This is a genomic window from Amycolatopsis keratiniphila subsp. keratiniphila, from assembly GCF_001620365.2.
GTDB lineage: Bacteria > Actinomycetota > Actinomycetes > Mycobacteriales > Pseudonocardiaceae > Amycolatopsis > Amycolatopsis keratiniphila.
This window is the reverse complement of the sequence record NZ_LQMT02000012.1, coordinates 161356-183933: the sequence shown is the minus strand read 5'-3', so window position 1 is coordinate 183933 and position 22578 is coordinate 161356. Positions and strand designations below refer to the sequence as shown.

The window sequence follows — 22578 nt, the reverse complement described above, 5'->3', positions numbered from 1 at the left end:
CGAAGCCGGAACTCGCGTGCCCGGGGCCGTAACTCGCGTGATTGAAGCCGGAACTCACGTGACTCCGGGCGGATGTGCGAGTTACGCCTTAAATCACGCGAGTTACGCCTTAAATCACGCGAGTTACGCCTTGAATCACGCGAGTTCCGGCTCCAAGCACGCGTGTGACGTCAGGAAAGCACCAGCGGCACCTGAGGCGAAGGACCGTCCGACAGCGGGATCTGGAACCGCTGCGCCAGGTACGCGGCCACCGAGTGGAACAGCGGCGCGGCCGAGAGTCCTTGCTGCAGGGTCGCGTCCGGCGCGTCGAGGCGGATGCCGACCACGAAACGCGGGTTGTCGGCGGGCAGGATCCCGGCGAAGGTGATGTTGTACAGATGGTCACTGTACGTCTTCGTCTTCGGGTCGACCTGCTGGCCGGTGCCCGTCTTGCCCGAGATCTGATAGCCCTCCAGCGCCGCCTTCGGCCCGGTGCCGCTCTGCTGCCCGCGGCCCTTCTGCGTCACCGCGCGCATCATCTCGCGTACGGTCTTCGCCGCCTGCGGGCTGATGACCTGGACGGTCTTCGGCGCCGGTTCCGGGACGAGGGTCCCGTCCGGATTGATCTTCGCCTTGACCACGCGGGGTTCCACCCGCAGGCCGTCGTTCGCGATGGCCTGGTACATCCCGGCCATCTGCACGACCGTCATCGAAAGTCCCTGCCCGATCGGCAGGTTTCCGAAGGTCGTGGCCGACCACTGGTTGCGCGGCGGCACGACACCCGGGCTCTCACCGGGGAGACCGAGCCCCGTCCGCTGGCCGAGACCGAACTTCTTGAGCAGATCCGCGTACCGGTCCTCGCCGAGTTTCTGCGCCAGCAACAGGGTGCCGACGTTCGACGACTTCGCGAAGATGCCGGTGGTGGTGAACTGCTGGGTGCCGTGGTGCCAGGCGTCCTTGACGATCTTGTCCGCGACCTGCAACGAACCCGGCACCGGCAGGGAGGCCTCCGGCGTGGTGATACCCGCGTCGATCGCGCCCGCGGCGGTGACGATCTTGTTCACCGAACCGGGTTCGAACGGCGTGGTCACCGCGCGGTTGTTCAGGTTCTCCGTCTCGCTGCGGGAAGCGGGGTCGTTGAGGTTGACGGTCTTGTCGTTGGCCAGCGCGTAGACCTCGCCGGTCTTCGAGTCCAGGATGACCGCCTGGCCGCCCTTGGCCTTCGACTTGGCGACGTACTCGCTCAGCTGCCGCTGCAGTTCGTACTGCAGGTCGGTGTCGATCGTGAGCTGCAGATCCGAACCGGGGACGGCGTTCTGGATGTCCCGTTCGGTACCCGGGATGACGAGGTTGTCGTTGCCGTTCCGGGTGTTGACGATCTTGCGGCCAGGCGTTCCGGCGAGGTCGTTGTCCCGCGAGGCTTCGAGACCGTAGCCACCGTGCAGGTTGTGCTTGGAGACGTCCTTGTCGTCGGTGCGCCAGTTCGCGTAGCCGACGATGTTCGCGCCGACCGAGTCACCGGGATACTCGCGCTTCGAGCGCTTCTCGACGCTGATCCACGGGTATTCCTTCACGATCGCCTCGGCGACCGACGGTTCGATGTCGTGGACGAGGTAGGTGAAGCCGTCCGGCTTGTGGAACTTGTCCAGCAGTTCCTGCTCGGTGATCACCCCGGGCAGCTTGGCCGCGATCAGCTTCGCCGCGCCCGCCACCTCGGACTCGAAGTTCTTGCCCTTGGTCGGGTTCTTCGCGGCGAAGTCGTCCATCGTCTTGTGGAGCCAGTTCAGGCTCACCGCGAGCGTCCGCACTTCGACGCTGAACGCGATCTTCGTCCCGTTGCGGTCCAGGATGGAGCCGCGCTGCGCGGGACTTTCGATCACCGACGTCCGCTGCCGTTCCGCCGCCTCGGACAGCGCACCGGCCTCGAACCACTGCACCTGCACCAGTTTGAGGCCGGCGAGCACCATCACGACGATCAGCAGGATCCGGACGCCGGTGAACCGGCTCCGGTTCCCGCCGTTGCCCCGGCGGGCGGTGGCACGGCGGGTCCCGGCGGCGTAGGTCCGCCGCGCGCTCCCCGCCGACCGGGCCCTGGCCTGCGCCGGACGGCCGGGTGACATCACTGACCTCCCTGCGCCGGGGCCGTGTTCTCCTGGGGCACCGCGGGCTGGTCGCCCTCGTACGGCGTGCCCTGCTGCGTGCCCTCGGCGGGCGGAGGCGCCGTCGATTCGGCCGGGGCGGCGGGCGCCTCGGCTTCGGCCTTCTTCGGCTCACCGACCACAGTGGACTGTCCATCCGGGCCGACCACGATATGCGCGGGGTCGCCGCCGGGCACCATGCCCAGTTCCCTGGCCTTGGGCGCCAGCGAAGCGGGCGACTCGGCCTTCGCGACCTCGCGCTGCAGCCGCTCCTTCGCCTCGGCGAGCCCGGCATTGGTCGTGCGGAGCTGTTCGAGCCGGTACGAATCGGCGATGGCCTGCGTGGTCAGCCACAGCGTGCACGCCACGCCGACGGCCAGCATGCCCATCATCATCAGCACGAACGACGCGCGCGAACGCGGCCAGCGCAGCTTGAGCTTCTTCTTCGGCTCTTCCTTGCCCGCGCCGCCTTCCGCGTCGGGACGGTTGCGCTGCTGGTCTCGCTGCAGCAGGTCGGCGCGCTGGGCACGGCGGGCGTAGGCACGCTCGGCCGCCGACGTCCGGCCACGGGAGGCGCGGGACGTCGTGGTCTCGGTGGTGTCGGGTGCCTGGTCGGCCGTGGCGGCCGCACGGGCACGCCGTCCGGGCGGCGGTGTCCGGCGGCCGCGGGACTTCGCGGGAGCGGTCATCGTGCTCGGTCTCCGATCCGTTCGGCGGCCCGTAGCCGCACGGAGGCGGCCCGCGTGTTCTGTTCGGTCTCCGCCTCGCCGGCCTTCTCGGCCCCTCTGGTGAGCAGTTTCAGTTCCGGGCCGTGGCCCGGCAGTTCCACCGGAAGCCCTTCCGGCGTCCGGGATTTCGCCAGTTCCGCGAAGGCCTGCTTGACCAGCCTGTCTTCGAGGGACTGATAGGACTCCACGACGATGCGGCCGCCGACGGCGAGGCAGGACAGCGCCCTCGGCATCGCGCGCCGCAGCACCTCCAGTTCGCCGTTGACCTCGATCCGCAACGCCTGGAAGGTGCGCTTCGCCGGATGCCCGCCGGTGCGCCTGCTCGCCGCGGGGACGGCGTCGTACAGCAGTTCCACCAGCCGCCCGCTGCGCGTGAAGGGTTCCTTCTCCCGTTCCGCCACAACGGCTTTGACGATCCGCTGGGCGAAGCGTTCCTCGCCGTAGTCGCGCAGGATCCGGATCAGCTCGCCGGGGGCGTAGGTGTTGAGCACGTCGGCCGCGGTGAACCCGGTGGTCGGGTCCATCCGCATGTCGAGCGGGGAGTCCTTGGAGTAGGCGAATCCGCGCTCGGCACGGTCGAGCTGCATCGAGGAGACCCCGAGGTCGAACAGGATTCCGTCCACTCTGGACAGACCGAGGCCCGCCAGCGCGGACGGCATCTCGTCGTAGACGGCGTGCACGAAATCGACACGATCACCGTGCCGCGCAAGCCGTTTCGCGGAAAGTTCCAGCGCGTTGGGGTCACGGTCGAGGGCGACCAGGCGCAACGAGGGGAACGCGGTGAGCAGCGCGTCGGAATGACCGCCGAGCCCGACGGTCGCGTCGACCAGCACGGCCTCGCGGTCGGAGAAGACCGGCACGAACAGTTCGACGATGCGCTCCAGCAGCACCGGGACGTGCTCGTGTTCGTCTGCCATGTCTTCCCCCTTTCCTGTAGTGCCGGGGAAGATGCCGGATGCCGTCAGGTCCCTGTCCGCCCGCCTGCTGACCTGGTACCGGGGAAGGTGTACCAGGGCCACTGAGCGGACAGAGGCCTCACGGCATCCGTGTGGACGGTTCCCGGCGTGCCCGAAGCGTGAACCCGCGCCCCCCGACGGCGTGGGTGCTTCCTCGGCCACGTCTAGAAGACGCCCGGCAGAACTTCCTCTCGAGCCTTCGCGTAGCTGTCCTCGTGTTCGTCCAGGTAGCCCTGCCACGCTTGGGCGTCCCAGATCTCCAGCCTGGTGATCGCCCCGATCACCACGCACTCCTTGTTCAACCCGGCGTAGCGCCGGAGCTCGGACGCGATCGCGATACGTCCTTGCCCGTCCGGGCGTTGTTCGTCCGTCCCGGCGAAGAGATAACGCTGATAGGCCCGGACCGCCTCGTTCGTGAACGGGGCGTCGGCGACCTTCCTCGCCATCTGCTCGAACTCGGCCCGGGGAAAGACGAAGAGACAGTGGTCCTGTCCCTTGGTGACCATCAGCCCACCGGCGAGCGCGTCGCGGAACTTCGCGGGCAGCGTGAGCCGCCCCTTGTCATCCAGTTTCGGGGTGTGGGTGCCGAGGAACACCGGCTCCACCTCCCTACCGATCCTGGCTGCGAACAACCAAGCCCGGCCACGGGGCTCCCTTCTGCCCCACTGCGCACCACCGTACCCCACTTTTCACCACAGTCAACGCGGCAAAAGCCGCCACCACTCCGTCGTGTCAGGCGTTTTCGCTGGTCAGCCAGGTAGGGCCTGGTGGGGGCTCGGTGGGGGACGGTGGCCAAGATCCCCCTGGGCGGGTATCGAAGCAACCTCATCCATGCCTGACACGTCCGGATATCGGCCGCCGGAACCCTGTTGTGGGGCGATATGGGGGTGAAAGTGGGGAATCCGGTGGGGACGGGTGGGACGCCCGAAGGACACAGTGGAGGGTGGCGTCGGGTCATCCCATGATCGGGGTCGACAAAGGACGGCCGTCTTGGCTCCCGTGGGCTCGGCGATTCGGGTTCTGACCACTCACGAGGACAGCACCGGGCGATGTCACGTGACCGACCGGACGACACGCGTGATTGGATGGATGACACGAGCGCGGCCGGGTTTCGCCGAGAGCCGTCCGCCGGATCACGCGTGTCGTCCCTCCAATCACGTGTGTCGTCCGTCCAGTCATGCGAAAGCGTCACCCGCGCACCGGCAGAACGTAGGTCAGCGGCGGCCGCGCTTGCGGCGGCGGCCGTTCATCCCCGACGCGGCCCGACGGCTGACACCGCGCCAATCCTTGGGTTGCCCGGTCGGTTCGGGCAGGAGCCTGCCGAGACGGCCGCCCACCCAGAACCCCGCGACCCAGCCGGGGATCACGCTGACGAAGACGAGAAGGATCCACCAGCCGTCGGCCACCGGCCACATCGGCCGGTCGACCGGGACCACTGAAGACCCGCCTCGTGAGCTGTTCTTCTTCCGGTACTTGTACTCCTCCACCGGCACGCTGCCCGAAAGTGCCGAAATGGAGGTGATCACCGTGGCGGAGACCTGTTCTCCACCCTCGGGAACGTTGTGCCACCGGACTTCCGCCTCGCACGAGTACGTCATCCACAGGTGGATCGCGTTCCGCTCGCATCGCTCGACCTGAGCGGTACCGGCTCGGGTGAGCGTGCCCCAGGGCTCGAACCCGACCACCCACTGCAGGGAGAACATCGACCACACCGTGAGGATCACGCCGACGGCGCCCATCACGCCCCGGGGCCACCACCGCGTCCGGCCGGTACTCGCCGAGCGATCAGTCATCGTCGTCGAGCGAGCCGCTGATCCGGCCACTGGCGGACGGTGTGATCCGGCCGCGTTCGGAAGAGCCGCCACTGTACTGGTTGAAGTCCGCGGCGGCCGCCTTTCCCGCTTCTTTGGCGACCTTGATGCCGGTGTTGTCGGCGATCTTGCCCAACGTCGTGTTCTCCATGCGGTCTTTCGCGCCACGCAGGTACTTGAGGTTGTCGCCTTGGAGACCGTCCAGTGCCTTGTCGCTCGACTTGATCGCCTTGTTCGCCTCCCGCCCCAGTTCGGAAGACTTCCGGCCCAGCGCCCGCGCCGCCTCGCGGGCACGCCCACTCGATCCTTCGAACCGTTTCACGAACCTTTGGATCGCGGCGAGCAGTTTGCCGAGCTTCTTCTGGATCTTCGCCATCACCTTCACGGCGTCGGCGAAGACGCTCGCGGTGAAGGCCGCCACCGAGCCACCCAAGGTGAACCACGACGACGCGAGCGCGAGCAGCGCACGGGTGATCACATCGCTGATGAAGGTCGCGATGATGTCGAAGATCAGTGCCCGCGCGGTGGCCACCACCATGCCGCCGGTCGTGATCCATTGCGCCGAGTCTTTCGCTTCGGCTGCGACGTCACGCAGCGACTGCGTGTATTGCAGTGCGATACTGCGGTAGGCGATGGCCGCGTCGCCATCCCAGCCGGACGTCGTGGAGAGCGCGCCCTCGTAGTCACCGGCCACGGCTTCGAGCTCGGCGGCGATGTTGTTCCAGGTCTGCGCCGCCTGCTGGACCAGATCGGGATCACCCGTCAAGATCTCCAGCGGTTCGCGGATGAAGTCGAGATTCTCCATCAGCCAGCCGACGCCGGCCTTCACCAGCTCACCGAGCGGGTTCAGGACCATCGAAAGGACGTCCAGTCCGAAGGAGACCCCGTCCATCGCGACCGCGAACGCGTCGAGATCTTCGCCCTTCGCCCCCTTGAAGATGTCACCGACCATGCTCGAACCGCTGTCGAAAACGCCCCCACCCTTGAACGGCTCGGACTTGTCCTCCTTCTTCGCGATCAGGTCTTCGCTCACAGCTTCTTCCCCAGGTCCCGGCTGAGCTGCGCCGCGTCGTCGTCGACCTTCGTGTAGTCCGTGGCCGCCTTCCTCAGCGCGTCGGACAACGCGTCGCCGAGATTCGCCGCGCTGGTCATCAGCTCGTCCGCGTCGCCCTGGGCCAGCTGCAGGACCCCGCCGACGGGCACCGCGCACAGCAGGCCATAGCCCTGGAAGCCACCCATCCCGACCTGGTTCGCAGCAGAGGCCGCGCCGCGGATGCGGTCGGCAAGGTCGGAGATCTGGTCCGCGTGCGCTTTGAGACGCTCGGGCGAGACGCCGTATCCCGGCCCGCTCACGAGCGGCCGGTCCAGTCGACGTGCTGGAAGTCCTCGCCGTCATCCTCATCGGACACAGGACGGGGTGGCCGGGGTTTGGCGGGCGGCGGTTCGGCCGGGACGCCGAAGCGTGCGGAATCGTCCGATTCCGGAGCGGGCTGCGTTTCTTCCCGCGGCGGCAGGGTGCTCTTGATGAAATCCACCGCTTCGGAGTCTTGGCCGGTCAGCCCGGCCATGATCTCCAGCGTCCGGTCGGCCGCCCGCGTCGTCGCCTTGCGGTAAGTGCTCATGATCAGCGACGCAAGCTGGGCAGGCGGCCGTTCCTGCGCCTGCGGTGACAACGAGAGCGACGTCAGTCCCCCACCGGGGTTGACCGTCACGGTCACCAGCCGATCCGGGCTGCTCAGCGTGACGACGTTGTTCTCCAGATCGGCCTTCGCCTGCTCCGCCTTGGCGAGCAGGGCGGCGCTGCGCCGCTCTTGTTCACGCATCCACTCCCGCGGATCCCGCACTTGACCACCGAACGGCACGGTCATTCCGAAACCCCCATTCCCGAAGGCCCCCTCAGGCTTTCGACTCGTCACAACCTAGCGGTCCGGGTCCAGCAACGAGGCCAGCCGCGCGGCCAGCCGGGGACCGTCCACAGGGGACACATTCACCCACGCCTGCCCGCCGCGCCCCTCGGTCCGCGCCGCGCAGTACGCGCCGACGTCGGTGTCGAACCAGGTCAGCCCACCGGCCCGGTGCGCCCGGCCGTCGCGGTCGCGGGTCCGCACGGTGAACTGCCCCGCGCTGTAGACGGGCCGAGCCTGGATCGCGAGCACCTCGCGCAGCTGACTGTCCGAAGCCGACGATCGCCCGCCGTCGCCGAACACCGGATCCTCCAGCGCGTCGCCGAAGCGCGCCGCGGGCAGGCTGATGCCGTAACCCGGGCCCGGCCGCAGTTCCGGCAGGACGTCGACGATCGCCGCGAACACCTCGCCGTCGCCGATCCCGGAGAGCGCGATGGTCTGCTCGGGCTGTGTGGCCAGCACGCCGTGCCGCCCTCGCGCGGCCGCGACCGCGCGGAACGGGGCCTGAGCCGTCATGTCGGCCAGCGCCTCGCATTCGACGTAGACCTCGGCTCGCGCGAGCAGGTCCAGCCGCGCTTCCAAGGCGGCGTCGAGCCGGTCCCCGTCATAAAGGCCTCGTTCGGCGAGGTTTTCGTAGACCGCGTCGCGGATCTCGGCGCGTTCCGCTTCCGTGACGCCGACACTGCGCACGGACAGCGGCCATGGCGGGGCCGCGTGGCCCAGATCGGACCAGAGGACGTCGAACGCCGACGCGGAAACGCGGATCAAGACCGCCCCAGCTCGGGCGGCTTCCCGAAGGAGACCCGCGGGGTCAGCGAACGCAGTGAGGCATCGCGGGTGTTCATGACGTCGACGGCCTTGCGGCGGGCCTCCTCGGCTTCCGCGTGCTTGGCCTCCATCTCGTCGGCGAGCGCGGCCAGGAACGCGAGGTTCCCGCCCGCCGCGGCGCCGCGGATCATCGCGCCCGGGTCGTAGTGCACCGGCGGCGGCATGTCGGCACGGGCCCGCGCCGCCGCCTCGGCCTGCCCGGACACGGCCTTCCCGAGCGAGGACGAGAGGTCGGCGGACCAGGCCAGCCAGCCGGACGCCGTGGTCAGCACCCCGCGCAGCGCGTCGCCCGCTTCCCCGCGCCAGTTCTCTTCGCTGCTGCCGATCAGCCCGGCCAGTTCGGACGTCGCGTCCTGCATACGCCGCGCGAGCGCTTCCCAGCCGGCGCCGATGCCGCCCGCGGTCTCGGGGTCGTTACCCGCTTCGACCTCGGCGGCCAGCGCCTCGTGGCTGTACGCCTCGTATCGCGTGGCCGCGACCGGGACCTCGCGTCCCGGCGTCTCTCCTTCAGGCACTGTTTCTCCTAAGGCAGCTTGGGTTCGGCCAATCCCGCCACCGTCACCGCGCGCTCGCAGGCGAGCGGGGTGTCGGTGAAGTTCGTGTTGCTCACGTCGATCTGGACGCTCGCCTTCTCCCCCATGCCGAGCAGGACCGCGCAGGTCCCGTCGGCGGCCTTCTTGTCGGCGACCTTGAGCGCCTCCCGGCCGCCGACCTCGGTCTTGGTGGCGGTCTTGCGCGCGACCTCGAGATCGGCCAGGCCGTTCTTCTCGTCCACGGTGATGGTGACGCCGAAGGTCGCGGGCACCGTCCAGTCGCAGGCGCGGGCGCCGTTGATCTCCTTCGCGACGCCGAGCACGTTGATCCCCGCCGTCGACCGGTCGTTCGGGTCGAGCAGCGTGCACGGATCAACGCCGCGATCCGGCGCGGGCGCCGAGGACGAGGGCGCTGGAGCCGGACCGTCGGCGGCCGGCATCCGCGCCTGCCCCGCGGCCCCTTGCCCGCAGGCGGACACCGCGAGGACGACGAGGAGGCCGAGCGCGACCAGGCGGGACTTCATGGGATCAGCCGCCGACACAGTCCACGTCCGCCGCCGCTTGTTCATCCTGTCGGGTGTACTTCGCCAGCGCCTTCTCGATCCGGTTCTTGAGCGCCTCGAGTTCCTTGCCGAAGGCGGTGAGCGCCTCGACCGCGGAGCCTTCGGCGCCGATCCCGTACTGCGCCATGAACTTGCCGACCTCGTCCGCGTATCCCCCGCCGAGGGGAACCGTGCGGCCGAGGACCTTGGCCTCGCGGACCATCTGGCCGACCACGTCTTGCAGGGCGGAGATCTTCACGTGGGCGTCGGCGGCCAGCTCCGGCGCGACCGCGAACCCGCTCAGATCGAACCGGGGTTTGGCGGTACTCACCTCGCTCATATGCGATTACGCCTCTCCGTAGTCGAGCGACCTCGCACCGGAGCATACGACAAAACAAGGTGTCAGCGGGAGCACCCGAAAACGCGCTCACCTCACCCGATCGAGGTAAGGTCTCCGGTTGCACAGAGTCATCGACTGGGGTTGGCGGGGTTCCCCCCACGAGTTCGCCCGAGTTTGACACACTTCGTGGGAGGCTGACCGCTGCCCGGGGGACTGAACGGTCCGGCAGAGGACCCAGCGGAAATCCAGCCACGCGGCATCAGGAGGTCGAGTGACGTCGAGAATCCAGTCTGCGACGCCCGGCGAACACCAGGGCGAGCAGGCAACCGGGCAAGCCCCGTACCCCACGGGCGCCGCCTCGGTCAGCGGCCGGCAGAACGGCCGTGAAGCCCCAGCGTCGCTGGACGAACTGCACGAGACCGCGCGGCGGATCGCCGCCAACGTGGAGCGGGTACTGGTCGGCAAACCCGACGTCATCCGCATCGCGCTCGTGACCCTGCTCGCCGAAGGCCACCTCCTCGTCGAAGACGTCCCCGGGGTCGGCAAGACCTCGCTGGCGAAGGCGCTGGCCCGCTCCATCGACTGCACCGTCAGCCGGATCCAGTTCACCCCCGACCTGTTGCCCAGCGACGTCACCGGGGTGTCCATCTACAACCGGCAGAGCGGCGAGTTCGAGTTCCGTCCCGGTCCGGTGTTCGCGAACATCGTGGTCGGCGACGAGATCAACCGCGCCTCGCCGAAAACGCAGTCGGCCCTGCTCGAATGCATGGAAGAGCACCAGGTCACCGTCGACACCTCGACGTACCACCTCGAAGAGCCGTTCATGGTGATCGCCACCCAGAACCCCATCGAGATGGAGGGCACCTACGCGCTGCCCGAGGCCCAACGGGACCGGTTCACCGCGCGGGTGTCCATCGGCTACCCCGACCAGCAGGCCGAGCTGGCCATGGTCGACGAGCACGCCGGGCACAACCCGCTGGCCGATCTCGAGCCCGTCTCCGACCGCGAGTCGGTGCAGCGGCTGATCGAGACGGTGCGCTCGGTGCACATGTCGCCGGAGATCCGCCGGTACGCCGTCGATCTGGTGGCCGCGACCCGCCAGATGCCGGAGATCCGCCTCGGCGCCTCGCCGCGGGCGACCCTGCAGCTGGTCCGCGCCGCCCGCGCGCAGGCCGCGCTCTCCGGCCGCGAGTTCGTCGTCCCGGACGACCTGCACACGGTCGCGGTCCCGGTGCTGGCCCACCGCATGGTGCTCACCACCGAGGCGCACGCCGCCCGCCGGTCGGCCACCGACGTGGTCCGCGCGATCCTGCACCGCGTTCCCGTTCCGCAGGGCTCGAACCACCGCTGACGAAGGAAATAGGGAACAGCCATGCTGCGTGCGCTGTCCGGCCTGACCACACGCGGCCGCTGCCTCCTCGCCGCCGGCGTCGCCGCGGCGGCGTGCTCGTTCGTGCTCAACGAACGGGATCTGCTGCGGGTCGCGGTGTTCGTGATCGCCCTGCCGCTGCTGGTCGCCTTCTTCATCTCGGCGACCCGGCTGCGGCTGGGCGCGGCCCGTTCACTGCGCCCCGAGCGGGTCTCGGTCGGCTCGCCGGGTGAGGTCCAGCTCGAACTCTGGCGCAACGGCAGGCTCCCGGCGGGCGAGGTGCTGCTCGAAGACGGCGTGCCCTACGCGCTCGGTTCGCGGCCGCGGTTCGTCGTCGAACGTCTCCCCCACGACCGCCGGGTCGCGCTGCGGTATCCGCTCCAGCCGGTGCTGCGCGGGATCCAGCAGGTCGGCCCGCTGCGGGCGACGATCACCGACCCGTTCGGGCTGTGCGAGTTCGAACGCGAGCTGATCGGGCATTCCCGGCTGGTCGTCGTGCCGAAGGTGGCAGGCCTCTGGGGTCTGCCCAGCGGCGCCGGGATCGGCGCGGGCGACGACGGCAGCATCCGCCTGCACGCCGGGCAGGGCGAGTCGGACGTGATCGTCCGGCAGTACCGCCAGGGCGACGACCTGCGGAAGGTCCACTGGCGCTCGACCGCGCGCCGCGACGAGATCATGGTCCGCGTCGAGGAACGGCCGTGGCGCGGCGGCACCACGGTGCTGCTGGACCACCGCGCGGCGGCGCACCACGGCACGGGCCCCGCGGCGAGCCTCGAATGGGCCGTCTCGTTCGCCGCTTCCGTGGCGCTGCATCTGCGCCGCTCCGGCCACCGGGTCCGCCTGATCACCGAACACGGCCAGACCCTGGCCGACACCCCCGGCGAGGGTGGCGAGCACTACGACAACGTCGTGCTCGACGTCCTCGCCGCGCTCCAGCCCGCGCATCAGCGCGACATCACCCTCGGCCACGACCCGGCCGAGGGACAGGAACTCATCGCGGTGCTCGGCACCGTCAGCAACGAATCCGTGCACGAGCTGTCCCGGTACCGCCCGCGCGGGATCCGGAGCCTCGCCGTGCTGCTCGACACCCCCGGCTGGTCGTCCGGCGTCAACCGTCCCGAGAACCGGGCCGCCGCCACCGAGGAGTCGGTGGCGCTGCTGCGAGCCGCGGGCTGGGGCGTCGTCGTCGCCGGTCCCGGTTCGCCCATGCCGCAGGTCTGGGCCGAGCTCTGCCAGACGGCCACCCGCCGGGGCACGCTGATCGGAGGCGGCCTGTGACCGCGACCGCGCCGCCCCTGCCGCACACCCCCAAACCGCGTCCCGCCGCCCCGCCACCCGTCTGGACGAGCAGCGTGCTCGCGCCGATCGCCGCCGGGCTCGCCACGTTGTTCGCCTCGACCTCGCTCACCGGCGTGGTCTCCGGCTGGGCGTGGTTCGGCTATCTGCTGGTCGCCGTCGTGCTGATCGCCTCGACCGGCCTGGCCCTGCGCTCGCTGCGCGCGCCGACCATCGTCGTCGGGCTGGCACAGCTGCTGGTGCTGCTGTTCCTGGTCACCGGGGCGTTCACCACCAGCGGGATCCTGAAGATCTTCCCCGGCCCGGACGCGCTCGACGAACTGCGCGGTGTCCTCGCCGCGGCGGCCGAGCAGATCCGCGTCGGCCTGCCCCCGGTCGAGGGCACCCCGCCGATCCTCTGCCTGATCACCATCGCGATCGGCTTGGTCGCGGTCCTGGTCGACACGCTGGCCGTGGCCGCCGCCGCGCCCGCCGCGACCGGTCTGGTCCTGCTGTGCGTGTACGCCGTCCCGGCCGCGCTGGCCGAGGACATGCTGCCGTGGTGGACGTTCCTGCTCGGCGCGGCCGCGTTCGCCGGGCTGCTCGCCGTCGACGGCAACCACCGGCATCGCCGCTGGCGCAACCGGGACGCGCCCGGGCTGGGCAACTCGGCGAGCACGTTGTCGGCCCCCGTCGGCGTGGTGGCCGCCGCGATCGCGATGGGCCTGGTGATCGGCACCGCCGTCACCGGTATCGGCACCGTAGGCAGCCTTCCCGGCGGCCAGGGTTCGGGCCGCGGTGGCGCGGGCGGCTTCGGCGTCGAGCCGTTCACCCAGCTGCGTGGCCTGCTCGACCGGGGCGAGAACGTGGAGCTGTTCAAGGTCTACGGGCTGGGCGCGGACAAGCGGCTGTTGCGCGCGTTCACCCTGGACACCTACACCCCGAACAAGGGCTGGGGGCTGGCGCAGAACGGCCGCGCCCAGCAGGGGGTGCAGGCCAACAAGGGGCTTCCGCCCGCTCCGGGTGACGACGGCGCCGGGCCCGGACGCGAGATCCGGATCGAGCCGACGAACTGGGTCGACAACTGGCTGCCGATCTACGGCGCGCCGAGGGCGCTCAACGGGCTGGCCGACAACTGGCTGTACGACCCGGTCGGCGGGGCCGTGTTCACCACGACCAAGCAGAACGCGCCCGCCTACACCGAGACCGCGTCCATCAAGGAACCGTCGAAGGACGAACTCCGCCTCGACGACGCCCGCCTGGCCGAGGTGCCGCCGCAGTTCACCCAGGTCGACCGGGTCGATCCCCGCGTGGTCGCGAAGGCCAAGCAGCTGACGGAGAACGAGTCCAACAACTTCGACAAGGCGCAGGCGCTCTGGTCGTTCTTCACCGCGCAGAACGGCTTCGTCTACGACACCAAGACCGCCGACGCCACCGACTCCGACGCGCTCGCCGACTTCATCCTCAACGGCAAACGCGGGTTCTGCGAGCAGTTCGCGTCCGCGATGGCCGTGATGCTGCGGTCGGTCGGCATCCCGTCGCGGGTCGCCATCGGCTTCACGTCCGGGACGCCGAAGGGCGATCACGTCTCGATCAGTTCCGAAGACGCGCACGCGTGGGTCGAGGTCTACTTCCAGACGAAGGGCTGGGTCAGCTTCGACCCGACCCCGCTGGTCGACGGCCGCGCGGTCGTCCCGCCGTACCTGCAGAACGACGCGGGCAGCTCCACGACCAACGACACCCAGGAAGTGCCGAGCGCGCCCGCGTCGAGCGCCCCCGCCACCGGTACCCCCCGTGACCAGGGCGAGGACCTCGGTGCCGACGGCAGCACCGGCCAGCAGGAGGAAGAGCCGCTGTGGCCCGCGATCCTCGCCGGGATCCTCGGTGGGCTGGCGGCCGCGCTGACCGTGGTCGCGATCGTGCGGTCGCGGTTGAGATACCGGGCGCTGATGCGGCCTTCGTCGCGTTCCCCGGACTCGCCCGCACCGGAACACGGGTTCCTGGACAACCAGAACGTGACGAACTGGCTGCCGCTGATCGCGATCGCGCTGTGGGTGGCGGCGTTCGCGTTCCTGGCGGCGTGGGTGTCGTGGTGGTTCGCGCTGGCGCTCGTGGTCGTCCTCGGCGGGCTCGGCACGCCGACGGCGATCCGGGAGATCAAGCGACGGCTGAGGCTGCAGAAGATCGCGTCCCGCTCCCCCGCCGCGGCGGACGCGGCGTGGCGCGAGCTGATGGACGAGTGCGCGGACCGCGGCCTGCCGCTGTCCGGCGGCGACACGGTGCGCGTGGCGGGCCGGAAGGTCGTCGAGAAGCACCGGCTGGACGAGGAGGGCCGCTCCGGCCTGCGGACGGTCATCGGTGTCGTGGAGCGGTCCTGGTACTCGGACAAGCCCGCGGACGACCGGACGCTGGGCCCGGCCTTCGACGAGGTCCGCAAGAGCCTGAAGCGGAACGCGCCGATGTCGTGGAAGGGCCGCCTGTTCCCGCGGTCGCTGCGGCGGCGGGACAAGTAGCGCTCGTGTGCGCGTGAAGGCCTCCTTCCCTCGGCTGAGCCGAGGGAAGGAGGCCTTCACGCGCTAGAGAGCCCGCCGGGGCAGGACAACGCGAACATGCCGGCAGGGCGTCGCCCTGCCGGCATGTTCGCGTGTGTGAGAGCTATTGCTCCTCGAAGCGCTGGCGGAAGCGCTCTTCCATGCGCTGGGTGAACGAGCTCCGGCGCGTGGACGACTTGCCGCCGCCACCCCCGCCGGCCCCCGGGCCACCGCTGTCCTTACCGCCCTCCGCTTCGGCTCCTTGCCGAATCGATGTGACGGCCATCATGACTCCGAAGAACATCACGAGGAACCCGAGCACGCTGATCACTGGGATCTCGGCCACCCGGATGTTGACCACCACGCCGAGCACCAACAGTGCGACGCCCACTACGAACAGGGCGATGCCCTGCAAACGCCGTCGGCGGGCGGGGCGGCGCAACCGGGTGCCTCGCACCGTGGATGCGAACTTGGGGTCCTCGGCATAGAGCTCGCGCTCGATCTGATCGAGCAGCCGCTGCTCATGCTCGGAGAGTGGCATCTTTCCTCCTCCGGCACAGCTGTCGCGGGCGCCGGGCCGCGCAACGTCATGGACCCAACAGACAACCCCAGGCGGGGTGTCTCTGTCCAGGATACGAGCCCCGCGCTCGTCCGACTACCCGATCCCGTATCCAGAAGGGATCGAATTGGCCGAAACCACCCGACTCGGCTCTCTCGAAGACGACCGAGCCGGCGATGTCACTGGTCACGGGGGGTCAGCAGTGACGCGGGCCGCACCGCGGCGGCACCGAACTTCGACCTCGCGACGTCGGCAGCGACTTCCGCATCCCGCCAACGGGGTTCGGAAGATGCGAAAAGCAGTTGTTCTCCACTACTCTCCGTGTCCAAACCCTCGACTCTTACGCCGATCAGGCGGACTGCGCCCGTCGGCGCGTGCTCGGCGAGGAGCTCGACGGCCGTGCGGTGGATGTCGCGGGCCACATCCACTCCTACGGCGGTTGTCCTCGCGCGGGTGATGGTCTTGAAGTCCGCGAACCGGACCTTGATCGACACCGTCCGCCCGCGAAGGCCCCGTCGGCGCAGTGTGGCGGCGACGCGCTCCGACAGCCGGAGCAGTTCCAGCCCGAGCGCCGCGCGGTCGTGGAGATCGACGTCGAAGGTCACTTCGGCGCCGATCGACTTGTCCGGCGACTCCGGGACGACCTTGCGGTCGTCGTGCCCGTTCGCGAGCGCGTACAGATGCTCCCCCAGTGCCCGCCCGAGCGACCGCCTCAGCCTCGCCAGCGGAGCGGCGGCGACGTCGGCGATGGTGTGGAGCCCCTGCTGCCGCAGGTGCTCCTCGGTGCGCTTGCCGACGCCCCACAGCGCCGAGACGGGCAGCGGGTGCAGGAACGCGAGCGTCTCGGCCGCCGGGACGACGACCATGCCGTCCGGTTTCGCCATCCCGGACGCCAGCTTCGCGACGAACTTGACCTTCGCGACGCCGACCGAGCAGCTGATCCCGAAGTCGGCGGACACCCGCTCCCGGATCCAGGCGCCGAGCCGCGCGGGTGAGGAGTCCAGCCGTTTGAGCGCCCCGCTGACGTCCAGGAAGGCCTCGTCCAGGCTCAGCGGCTCCACCAGTGGCGTCAGCTCGCGGAAGATCCCCATGACGCCCTGGGACACCTCGCCGTAGAGCCCCGGCGTCGGGGTGATGCAGATCAGCTGCGGGCAGAGCCGTTTCGCCGTCGAGAACGGCATGGCCGACCGGACGCCGAACTCGCGCGCCGCGTAGCTCGCGGCCGCGACGACCGACCTCGGGCCGCCACCGGAGACGACCACCGGCTTGCCCGCCAGCTCCGGGCGGGTGCGCAGCTCACACGACACGAAGAAGGCGTCCATGTCGACGTGCAGCAGGCCGCAGCCGGTGTCGTCGGGCCAGGTGGTGGCCCCGGTCGTCACGCGGTAGCGGGCCATCCCTCCGGGCAGTTCGGCGTTTCGTCCCACGGGCAGACGCTAGCCCGGCCCACCGACAGTTTCCCGCTTCGAGTGTCATGAAAGGGTCGTTCAGGACATTTTTCGTCCTGAACGACCCTTTCATGACATCCGGAAGGGCTCCGCGACGATCAGGCCGGCCGGTGGGCCAGCAGGTGCAGCCGGCTGGAGATGTCCCGCAACGGCGGGACCGACGCCGCCGCCAGCTCGAACTCGGCCAGGTCCTCTTCCCGCACCCCGCCGGGCACGAAGTCGGCGACGACGCCGTCGCCCTGCAGCAAGGTCACCTCGAGACCCACCTCGATCAGCTGGGCACGGAGGGCCTCGGCGTCGAAGCGCCGCAGCACGGTCTCCCGGCCGCCGCCGAGCACGCCGCTTTCGGCCGCGAGCAGCTCCCGGGCCTCGCCGAGGCGTCCGGCCAGCGCGCGCTGCAGGATCGCGGCGTTCCGGTTCGCCACCAGCACCGAGACCGCGCCGCCGGGTTTGACCGCGGCGGCCAAAGCTGCGAGCACGAGCGCCGGGTCGTCGACGACCTCCAGCAGGCCGTGCGCGAGGACGAGGTCGGCCGATCCGGCGGCGACGTGGGCGCCGAGCGCGTCGGAGTCGTCGGCGATCACCGTGATGCTGCCGGAGACGCCCTCTTCCTCGGCGCGGCGGCGCAGGGTCGCCAGCGCGTTGGGGTTCGGTTCGACCACGGTCACCAGGCAGCCCGCCGAGGCCAGCGGCACCGCCCAGCCGCCGCTGCCGCCGCCGACGTCGACGACGTGCGGCTGTTGTGCGCCTCGCGCCCGTGCGGCCCGGAGTTCTGCTTCGAGAACCCGGCGAACCGCCCCCGATCCCCGCGTGGCCACGGTGTCCGTCTTCATAAACGCACAGGGTAATGCCCGCCTTCGCCGGCCCGTCGGGTGTAGTCCGATGCGGTGTTCGACACCTTGCCACGGGGCTGCCCCGCCGGCTGCCCGTAGGCTGTATCGAGTGCACACGGTCGCTGTTCTCAGCCTGAAGGGTGGCGTCGGTAAAACGACGGTCGCCCTCGGTGTCGCGTCCGCCGCGCTGCGTAGGGGCGCCCGGACCCTCGTGGCCGACCTCGACCCGCAAGGCAACGCCACCACCTCGCTGGATCCGCCCTTCACCGATCGCACGCTGGCCGACGTTCTCGAGACGCCGGTGCGTTCGGTGCTCGAACGCGCGATCGCGCCCAGCGTGTGGAGCGACCAGATCGACGTCCTGGTCGGCGCCGAAGAGCTGGAGATGCTCAACGAGCCCGACGCCGACAGCCGCCGCCTGGAGAACCTCTCCCGGGCGCTCGACGAGCTGCACACGAACCCGCTGCGCGAGGAACCCTACGAGCTGGTGATCCTCGACTGCCCGCCGTCGCTGGGCAGGCTGACCCGTTCCGCGCTGGTGGCCGCGGACAGCGCCCTGATCGTCACCGAGCCGACGATGTACGCCGTCTCCGGTGCCCGCCGCGCGCTCGACGCGATCGAGAAGATCCGCGAAGAGCAGAACCCGGGGCTGCGGCCGATCGGTGTCGTGGTCAACAAGCTCCGCGTGCGCTCCTACGAGCACCAGTTCCGGGTGGCCGAGCTGCGGGAGAACTTCGGCCCGCTGGTGATGCCGACGGCCATCCCGGACCGGCTCGCCGTGCAGCAGGCGCAGGGCGCGTGCAGCCCGATCCACGAGTGGCACTCCCCCGGCGCGCAGGAGATCGCGCTCACCTTCAACATGGTGCTCGCGAAGGTCCTGCGGTCGAGCCGGGCGGGGCGGCATCGCGTCCGCGGCGAGGAAGAACCCGAAACACCCGCCAAGCTGAGCGACACCGGCACAGGCTGACCTCCGATGCCCGAAGGCGACACCGTCTTCCTCGCCGGCAAGGTCCTCGACAAGGCGTTGGCGGGCAAGACCTTGCTGCGCGGCGAGTTCCGGGTCCCACAACTGGCCACGACGGATCTCGCCGGACGTGACGTGCTCGGCGTCGGCACGGTCGGCAAACATCTGCTGACCCGCCTTTCCGGCGAGCTCACCCTGCACAGCCATCTGCGGATGGACGGCAAGTGGGACGTCTACCGGGCGGGCGCGCGCTGGCGGCATCCGGCGCATCAGGCGCGGGTCATCCTGGCCACCGAGGAACTGCAGGCGATCGGCTTCCGCGTGCACGACCTCGAACTCGTGCCCACGGACGAGGAAGACCGTCTGGTCGGCCATCTCGGGCCGGATCTGCTCGATCCACAGTGGACGGACGAGCTGGCGGGGCGGGCGGCGGCCGCGCTGGCCGCGGATCCGGAGCGCGAACTGGGCGACGCCTTGCTGGATCAGCGGATCATGGCCGGGATCGGGAACATGTACAAGGTCGAGATGTGTTTCCTGCTCGGCGTCACGCCGTGGACACCGGTGTCCGAAGTGGACACGGCGAAAGCGGTCGCGCTCGGCCGCAAACTGCTGAAGAGCAACGCTTGGCGCACCTCCCAGACCACCACCGGCGATCTCCGGCGCGGCCGCGAGCACTGGGTCTACGAGCGGACCAAACAGGGCTGCTTCCGGTGCGGCGGACGGCTTCGCGTCGCACCCCAGGGCGCCGGGCACCAGGCGAGACCGACCTGGTTCTGCCCGAAATGCCAGTCCGGGCCTGCCCCGAGCGGCTAAGCTGACCTCGTGACGCTGTTCAAGCTCCCGCTCTACGGGGCCGACACCGAACGCGGCGACCTCGCTCCCTGAGCCGCCCGCTCCTCCGCACGTCACCCTTCACTTCTCCCAGGGAGCTTTGTCATGCCCGGAATCCTCACGGGCGAGGCGCTGCGCGCGTTCGTGCACGCCCTGCCCAAGGTCGAACTGCACGTCCACCTCGTCGGCTCGGCGAGCCTGCCCACGGTGCTGGAACTGGCCCGCCGCCGCCCGTCCGCGGGCGTGCCCACCGAACCCGCGGCGCTCGCCGAGTTCTTCACCTTCCGCGATTTCCCGCATTTCCTCCGCAACTACCTGGCGGTGACGTCGCTCGTGCGCGACGCCCGCGACATCCACACCCTCGTCACCGGGCTGGCGGCCGACCTGGCCGCGCAGAACGCCCGGTACGCCGAAGTGACCGTGACGCCGTACAACCATGTCCTCGACGGGATGCCGTCCGACGATCTCCTCACCGGGCTCGCCACCGGACGGGCGGCGGCACGGAGCGACCACGGGGTGGAACTGGCCTGGTGCTTCGACATTCCCGGCGAGAAAGGGGTCGTCGCCGGCCGCGAGACGGTCGTGTTCGCGCTGCGCGAACGCCCCGAAGGCCTGGTGTCCTTCGGTCTCGGCGGCCCCGAGGTCGGTGTCGGCCGTGCGCAGTTCGCCCCGTTCTTCACCACGGCGAGGGAGGCGGGGCTGCACAGCGTCCCGCACGCGGGCGAGACCACCGGGCCCGCCACCGTCTGGTCGGCGGTGCACGATCTCGGCGCCGAGCGGATCGGGCACGGTGTCGGCGCGCACACCGATCCGGCGCTACTGGAATACCTTGCCGTGCAACGGATCCCGCTGGAGGTCTGCCCGACTTCCAATATCCGGACCGGCCAGTTCCCCTCGATCGCGGCGCATCCCGTGCGACGGCTGCTCGACCACGGCGTGCTGGTCACGCTCAACACCGACGACCCGCCGATGTTCGGCGCCACCCTCGACGGCGAGTACGCGGCGGTGGCCGAAGCCCTGGGCCTGACGGCGGCCGAAATCGCCCTGTTCGCGAAGAACGCCGTGGAAGCCTCTTTTCTGCCCTCGGCGGACAAGATCGTCCTGCTGCGGGAGATCGACGAAATCTTGTTGCAGGACCCCGAACTCCTCGCATAGCGTGGCGGTACACGAGAGAGGAGGTGGTCCAAAGTTGTATTCCAACAGGACTCGTGAGGTGGCTGTCCGCTAGCGGACCCCACGCGTAGGACTTCAGAGCAGCGATACAACGCAAGTTGGAGCCACCTTCGGCTCGTCGTCTCTGCTTCGCGTGATGCCTGCTAGCGAATACCAGGCAGTCACCGGGCCCCCGAGGTTCCCGAGCACCGGTCCGGCTCGGGCCCGGACGCCGATTCCCGGCGTCCGGGAGCCGCCTCGGGGGTACCCCTATTTCCGGGGCAGGAGGACCATCCGCCGCCCCGAAGGACCGTCCGCCGCAGTTCCGCCCCGGGAACCCCGCAGACTGGATAGCCTGACGCCATGCTGAGGCCCGATTTCCCGATCATCACCCAGCGACTGACCCTCCGCGCCTTCACTCCCGCGGATCTCGACGAACTCAACTCCTTCCAGTCCCGTGCCGACGTCGCCCGCTACCTCTACTGGGGGCCGCGCAGCCGGGCCGAATCCGCCGCCGCCCTCGCCAAACGGGTGCACAGCAGCAGCCTGTCGAAGGAAGGCCAGCTCCTCGCGGTGGCCGTGGAGCTGACCGAGACCGGGCAGCTGATCGGCGACCTGAACCTCGAATACCTCAGCAGCGAGCACCGCCAGGGCGAGATCGGGTTCGTCTTCCATCCCGATCACCACGGCAAGGGCTTCGCCGCGGAGGCCGCCACCGAACTGCTGCGGCTCGGCTTCGAAGAACTGGGCCTGCACCGGATCATCGGCCGCTGTGACGGACGCAACACCGCGTCGGCAGCGCTGATGGAGCGGCTCGGCATGCGCAAGGAGGCGCATCTGCGCGAGAACGAGGTCGTCAAGGGCGAATGGACCGACGAACTCGTCTTCGCGATGCTCGAAGACGAGTGGAAGGCGAGGCGCTAGAGCCGGTCACCGCACACCTTTTCGCAGAGATCCCAGATCACCCCACGAGTGGTTTCGTCCTGGACGGCCTCGGGCCAAGGAACACGAACGGCCTTGCTGCTGAAATAGGCCCCGGTGACTTCTCGGACCTCGGGGCTGGAGGCGAGATGGACACTCGACCTCGTCGCCTTGCGCACCGCGCGGTGGCCGTAGAAGACGGGCATGAGCAGCCGGAGCAGCGGCACGATCGGGCGGGCGGGCGGCGGGTAGGCGTCGGCGCCGAGGTCCTTGTTCATCGAGGTGTGGGCATGACCGGGATACGCGACGTTCAGTGTCACGCCGGTCCCTTCGAGCCGCTTCGCGAAGGTATGACTCATCGCCATCTGGGCCAGCTTGGTCTGGTTGTAGAACGACAGTCCCACATACGATTTCTCTCCCTGCAGGTTGTCGAGGTCGATCCGTCCGCGCGGGATGCCCCCCGTGATGTTGACGACGCGAGCCGCCTCCGACCGTTTCAACGCGGGCAGCAGCCCATGCGTCAGGCTGAACGGCGCCACGACGTTGACCGCGAAGGCGGTTTCGATTCCGTCCTCGGTCAGTTCACGCCGGGCCCGGGCGGCCCCGGCGTTGTTGATCAGCACGTCCAGGCGATCCACCCGGCCGGCGACCTCTTCGGCGAGCTCGCGCACGTCACGGAGCCGGGACAGGTCCGCGGTGATCGCGTCGACCTTCGTGTGCCCGCTCGATCGGCGTAGTTCCTTCGCGGCGGCCTCGGCTCGCGCCTTGTCGCGGCCGACGAGGATCACCCGTGCCCCGAGCGAGGCGAGCCGCCTGGCGCTCTCCTTGCCGATGCCACCGGTACTCCCGGTCACGAGCACCGTCTTGCCGTCCATCGTCATCATCCGCCTCCAAAATGTCACCTGGTGTCAGAATAGACACTACATGACGCAAAGT

Annotated in this window: 23 protein-coding genes; 7 read left to right on the top strand and 16 right to left on the bottom strand. The window is 69.7% G+C overall.

All coding sequences use genetic code 11. From position 1 onward, the window contains the following. Positions 1-170 precede the first annotated feature (170 nt). From AVR91_RS12520 to AVR91_RS12465, 12 genes are all read right to left on the bottom strand, one after another. Positions 171-2099 carry a peptidoglycan D,D-transpeptidase FtsI family protein gene (locus AVR91_RS12520; protein ID WP_063273769.1) on the bottom strand — a complete coding sequence of 643 codons (1929 nt, stop codon included), beginning with the start codon at positions 2097-2099 and terminating at the stop codon, positions 171-173. Next, a complete protein-coding gene (locus tag AVR91_RS12515) occupies positions 2099-2806 on the bottom strand; it encodes a hypothetical protein (RefSeq protein ID WP_063273768.1) in 708 nt (235 codons plus the stop codon). Before AVR91_RS12515 ends, AVR91_RS12520 begins: the two co-directional genes overlap by 1 nt. Then, a complete protein-coding gene (gene rsmH / locus AVR91_RS12510; RefSeq protein WP_063273767.1) occupies positions 2803-3762 on the bottom strand; it encodes a 16S rRNA (cytosine(1402)-N(4))-methyltransferase RsmH in 960 nt (319 codons plus the stop codon). Before rsmH ends, AVR91_RS12515 begins: the two co-directional genes overlap by 4 nt. A gap of 203 nt (positions 3763-3965) precedes the next feature. Then, the gene (gene mraZ, locus AVR91_RS12505; RefSeq protein WP_005156436.1) at positions 3966-4397 is read right to left on the bottom strand and encodes a division/cell wall cluster transcriptional repressor MraZ; all 432 of its coding nucleotides are present in this window, start codon (positions 4395-4397) and stop codon (positions 3966-3968) included. A 618-nt stretch (positions 4398-5015) separates the two neighbouring features. Further along, the gene (locus AVR91_RS12500) at positions 5016-5594 is read right to left on the bottom strand and encodes a hypothetical protein (protein WP_228709193.1); all 579 of its coding nucleotides are present in this window, start codon (positions 5592-5594) and stop codon (positions 5016-5018) included. Beyond that, the gene (locus AVR91_RS12495) at positions 5587-6645 is read right to left on the bottom strand and encodes a WXG100 family type VII secretion target (RefSeq protein ID WP_063273766.1); all 1059 of its coding nucleotides are present in this window, start codon (positions 6643-6645) and stop codon (positions 5587-5589) included. Before AVR91_RS12495 ends, AVR91_RS12500 begins: the two co-directional genes overlap by 8 nt. Further along, positions 6642-6965 (bottom strand): type VII secretion target, encoded by a 324-nt coding sequence (locus AVR91_RS12490; RefSeq protein ID WP_063273765.1) that lies wholly within the window; start codon positions 6963-6965, stop codon positions 6642-6644. The genes AVR91_RS12495 and AVR91_RS12490 overlap by 4 nt, the downstream gene beginning before the upstream one ends. Further along, a complete protein-coding gene (locus AVR91_RS12485) occupies positions 6962-7480 on the bottom strand; it encodes a YbaB/EbfC family nucleoid-associated protein (RefSeq protein WP_063273764.1) in 519 nt (172 codons plus the stop codon). Before AVR91_RS12485 ends, AVR91_RS12490 begins: the two co-directional genes overlap by 4 nt. A 51-nt stretch (positions 7481-7531) precedes the next feature. Next, a complete protein-coding gene (locus AVR91_RS12480; protein WP_063273763.1) occupies positions 7532-8284 on the bottom strand; it encodes an ESX secretion-associated protein EspG in 753 nt (250 codons plus the stop codon). Further along, positions 8281-8859 carry a PPE domain-containing protein gene (locus AVR91_RS12475; RefSeq protein WP_063273762.1) on the bottom strand — a complete coding sequence of 193 codons (579 nt, stop codon included), beginning with the start codon at positions 8857-8859 and terminating at the stop codon, positions 8281-8283. Before AVR91_RS12475 ends, AVR91_RS12480 begins: the two co-directional genes overlap by 4 nt. An 8-nt stretch (positions 8860-8867) precedes the next feature. Beyond that, on the bottom strand, positions 8868-9401 hold the full coding sequence (locus AVR91_RS12470; RefSeq protein ID WP_076857333.1) for a DUF3558 family protein: 534 nt from the start codon (positions 9399-9401) through the stop codon (positions 8868-8870). A gap of 4 nt (positions 9402-9405) precedes the next feature. Further along, positions 9406-9759 carry a hypothetical protein gene (locus AVR91_RS12465; RefSeq protein ID WP_037343168.1) on the bottom strand — a complete coding sequence of 118 codons (354 nt, stop codon included), beginning with the start codon at positions 9757-9759 and terminating at the stop codon, positions 9406-9408. A gap of 271 nt (positions 9760-10030) precedes the next feature. Here AVR91_RS12465 and AVR91_RS12460 point away from each other — a divergent pair, with 271 nt between their 5' ends. From AVR91_RS12460 to AVR91_RS12450, 3 genes are read left to right on the top strand one after another with little or no spacing between them, the layout of a single operon-like run. Further along, on the top strand, positions 10031-11110 hold the full coding sequence (locus AVR91_RS12460) for an AAA family ATPase (protein WP_063273761.1): 1080 nt from the start codon (positions 10031-10033) through the stop codon (positions 11108-11110). Positions 11111-11131: 21 nt separating this feature from the next. Further along, positions 11132-12406 carry a DUF58 domain-containing protein gene (locus AVR91_RS12455; protein WP_016332661.1) on the top strand — a complete coding sequence of 425 codons (1275 nt, stop codon included), beginning with the start codon at positions 11132-11134 and terminating at the stop codon, positions 12404-12406. Continuing rightward, positions 12403-14916, top strand: a complete 2514-nt coding sequence (locus AVR91_RS12450) for a transglutaminase family protein (RefSeq protein ID WP_063273760.1) — start codon at positions 12403-12405, stop codon at positions 14914-14916. The genes AVR91_RS12455 and AVR91_RS12450 overlap by 4 nt, the downstream gene beginning before the upstream one ends. Positions 14917-15058: 142 nt before the next feature. On the opposite strand, the gene AVR91_RS12445 is transcribed toward AVR91_RS12450, so the two are convergent. From AVR91_RS12445 to AVR91_RS12435, 3 genes are all read right to left on the bottom strand, one after another. Next, positions 15059-15475, bottom strand: a complete 417-nt coding sequence (locus tag AVR91_RS12445; RefSeq protein ID WP_016332659.1) for a DUF3040 domain-containing protein — start codon at positions 15473-15475, stop codon at positions 15059-15061. Between the two features lie 197 nt (positions 15476-15672). Then, positions 15673-16890, bottom strand: a complete 1218-nt coding sequence (gene dinB, locus AVR91_RS12440; protein ID WP_063273759.1) for a DNA polymerase IV — start codon at positions 16888-16890, stop codon at positions 15673-15675. A gap of 149 nt (positions 16891-17039) precedes the next feature. After that, on the bottom strand, positions 17040-17774 hold the full coding sequence (locus AVR91_RS12435) for a methyltransferase domain-containing protein (RefSeq protein WP_016332657.1): 735 nt from the start codon (positions 17772-17774) through the stop codon (positions 17040-17042). Between the two features lie 109 nt (positions 17775-17883). Between AVR91_RS12435 and AVR91_RS12430 the strand changes: the two genes are divergently transcribed. The 4 genes from AVR91_RS12430 (at position 17884) to AVR91_RS12415 (ending at position 21645) form a co-directional block, all read left to right on the top strand. Then, on the top strand, positions 17884-18741 hold the full coding sequence (locus AVR91_RS12430; RefSeq protein ID WP_063273758.1) for a ParA family protein: 858 nt from the start codon (positions 17884-17886) through the stop codon (positions 18739-18741). 6 nt (positions 18742-18747) lie between these two features. Beyond that, positions 18748-19551, top strand: a complete 804-nt coding sequence (locus tag AVR91_RS12425; protein WP_063273757.1) for a DNA-formamidopyrimidine glycosylase family protein — start codon at positions 18748-18750, stop codon at positions 19549-19551. Between the two features lie 123 nt (positions 19552-19674). Next, the gene (gene add, locus AVR91_RS12420; RefSeq protein WP_063273756.1) at positions 19675-20724 is read left to right on the top strand and encodes an adenosine deaminase; all 1050 of its coding nucleotides are present in this window, start codon (positions 19675-19677) and stop codon (positions 20722-20724) included. Between the two features lie 360 nt (positions 20725-21084). Then, positions 21085-21645, top strand: a complete 561-nt coding sequence (locus AVR91_RS12415) for a GNAT family N-acetyltransferase (RefSeq protein ID WP_063273755.1) — start codon at positions 21085-21087, stop codon at positions 21643-21645. Here AVR91_RS12415 and AVR91_RS12410 read toward each other — a convergent pair. Further along, positions 21642-22544, bottom strand: coding sequence for an SDR family NAD(P)-dependent oxidoreductase (locus AVR91_RS12410; RefSeq protein ID WP_228708337.1), 903 nt, complete (start codon positions 22542-22544; stop codon positions 21642-21644). The genes AVR91_RS12415 and AVR91_RS12410 overlap by 4 nt on opposite strands. Positions 22545-22578: the final 34 nt, after the last annotated feature.

What these genes read in the sequence shown, in the direction of transcription:
- AVR91_RS12465 (WP_037343168.1), bottom strand. Translation starts at nt 9,759, where the DNA reads ATGAGCGAGGTGAGTACCGCCAAACCCCGGTTCGATCTGAGCGGGTTC.
- AVR91_RS12455 (WP_016332661.1), top strand. Translation starts at nt 11,132, where the DNA reads ATGCTGCGTGCGCTGTCCGGCCTGACCACACGCGGCCGCTGCCTCCTC.
- AVR91_RS12500 (WP_228709193.1), bottom strand. Translation starts at nt 5,594, where the DNA reads ATGACTGATCGCTCGGCGAGTACCGGCCGGACGCGGTGGTGGCCCCGG.
- AVR91_RS12415 (WP_063273755.1), top strand. Translation starts at nt 21,085, where the DNA reads ATGCTGAGGCCCGATTTCCCGATCATCACCCAGCGACTGACCCTCCGC.
- AVR91_RS12470 (WP_076857333.1), bottom strand. Translation starts at nt 9,401, where the DNA reads ATGAAGTCCCGCCTGGTCGCGCTCGGCCTCCTCGTCGTCCTCGCGGTG.
- AVR91_RS12425 (WP_063273757.1), top strand. Translation starts at nt 18,748, where the DNA reads ATGCCCGAAGGCGACACCGTCTTCCTCGCCGGCAAGGTCCTCGACAAG.
- AVR91_RS12515 (WP_063273768.1), bottom strand. Translation starts at nt 2,806, where the DNA reads ATGACCGCTCCCGCGAAGTCCCGCGGCCGCCGGACACCGCCGCCCGGA.
- AVR91_RS12435 (WP_016332657.1), bottom strand. Translation starts at nt 17,774, where the DNA reads ATGAAGACGGACACCGTGGCCACGCGGGGATCGGGGGCGGTTCGCCGG.
- AVR91_RS12445 (WP_016332659.1), bottom strand. Translation starts at nt 15,475, where the DNA reads ATGCCACTCTCCGAGCATGAGCAGCGGCTGCTCGATCAGATCGAGCGC.
- add (WP_063273756.1), top strand. Translation starts at nt 19,675, where the DNA reads ATGCCCGGAATCCTCACGGGCGAGGCGCTGCGCGCGTTCGTGCACGCC.
- AVR91_RS12520 (WP_063273769.1), bottom strand. Translation starts at nt 2,099, where the DNA reads ATGTCACCCGGCCGTCCGGCGCAGGCCAGGGCCCGGTCGGCGGGGAGC.
- rsmH (WP_063273767.1), bottom strand. Translation starts at nt 3,762, where the DNA reads ATGGCAGACGAACACGAGCACGTCCCGGTGCTGCTGGAGCGCATCGTC.
- AVR91_RS12485 (WP_063273764.1), bottom strand. Translation starts at nt 7,480, where the DNA reads ATGACCGTGCCGTTCGGTGGTCAAGTGCGGGATCCGCGGGAGTGGATG.
- dinB (WP_063273759.1), bottom strand. Translation starts at nt 16,890, where the DNA reads ATGGCCCGCTACCGCGTGACGACCGGGGCCACCACCTGGCCCGACGAC.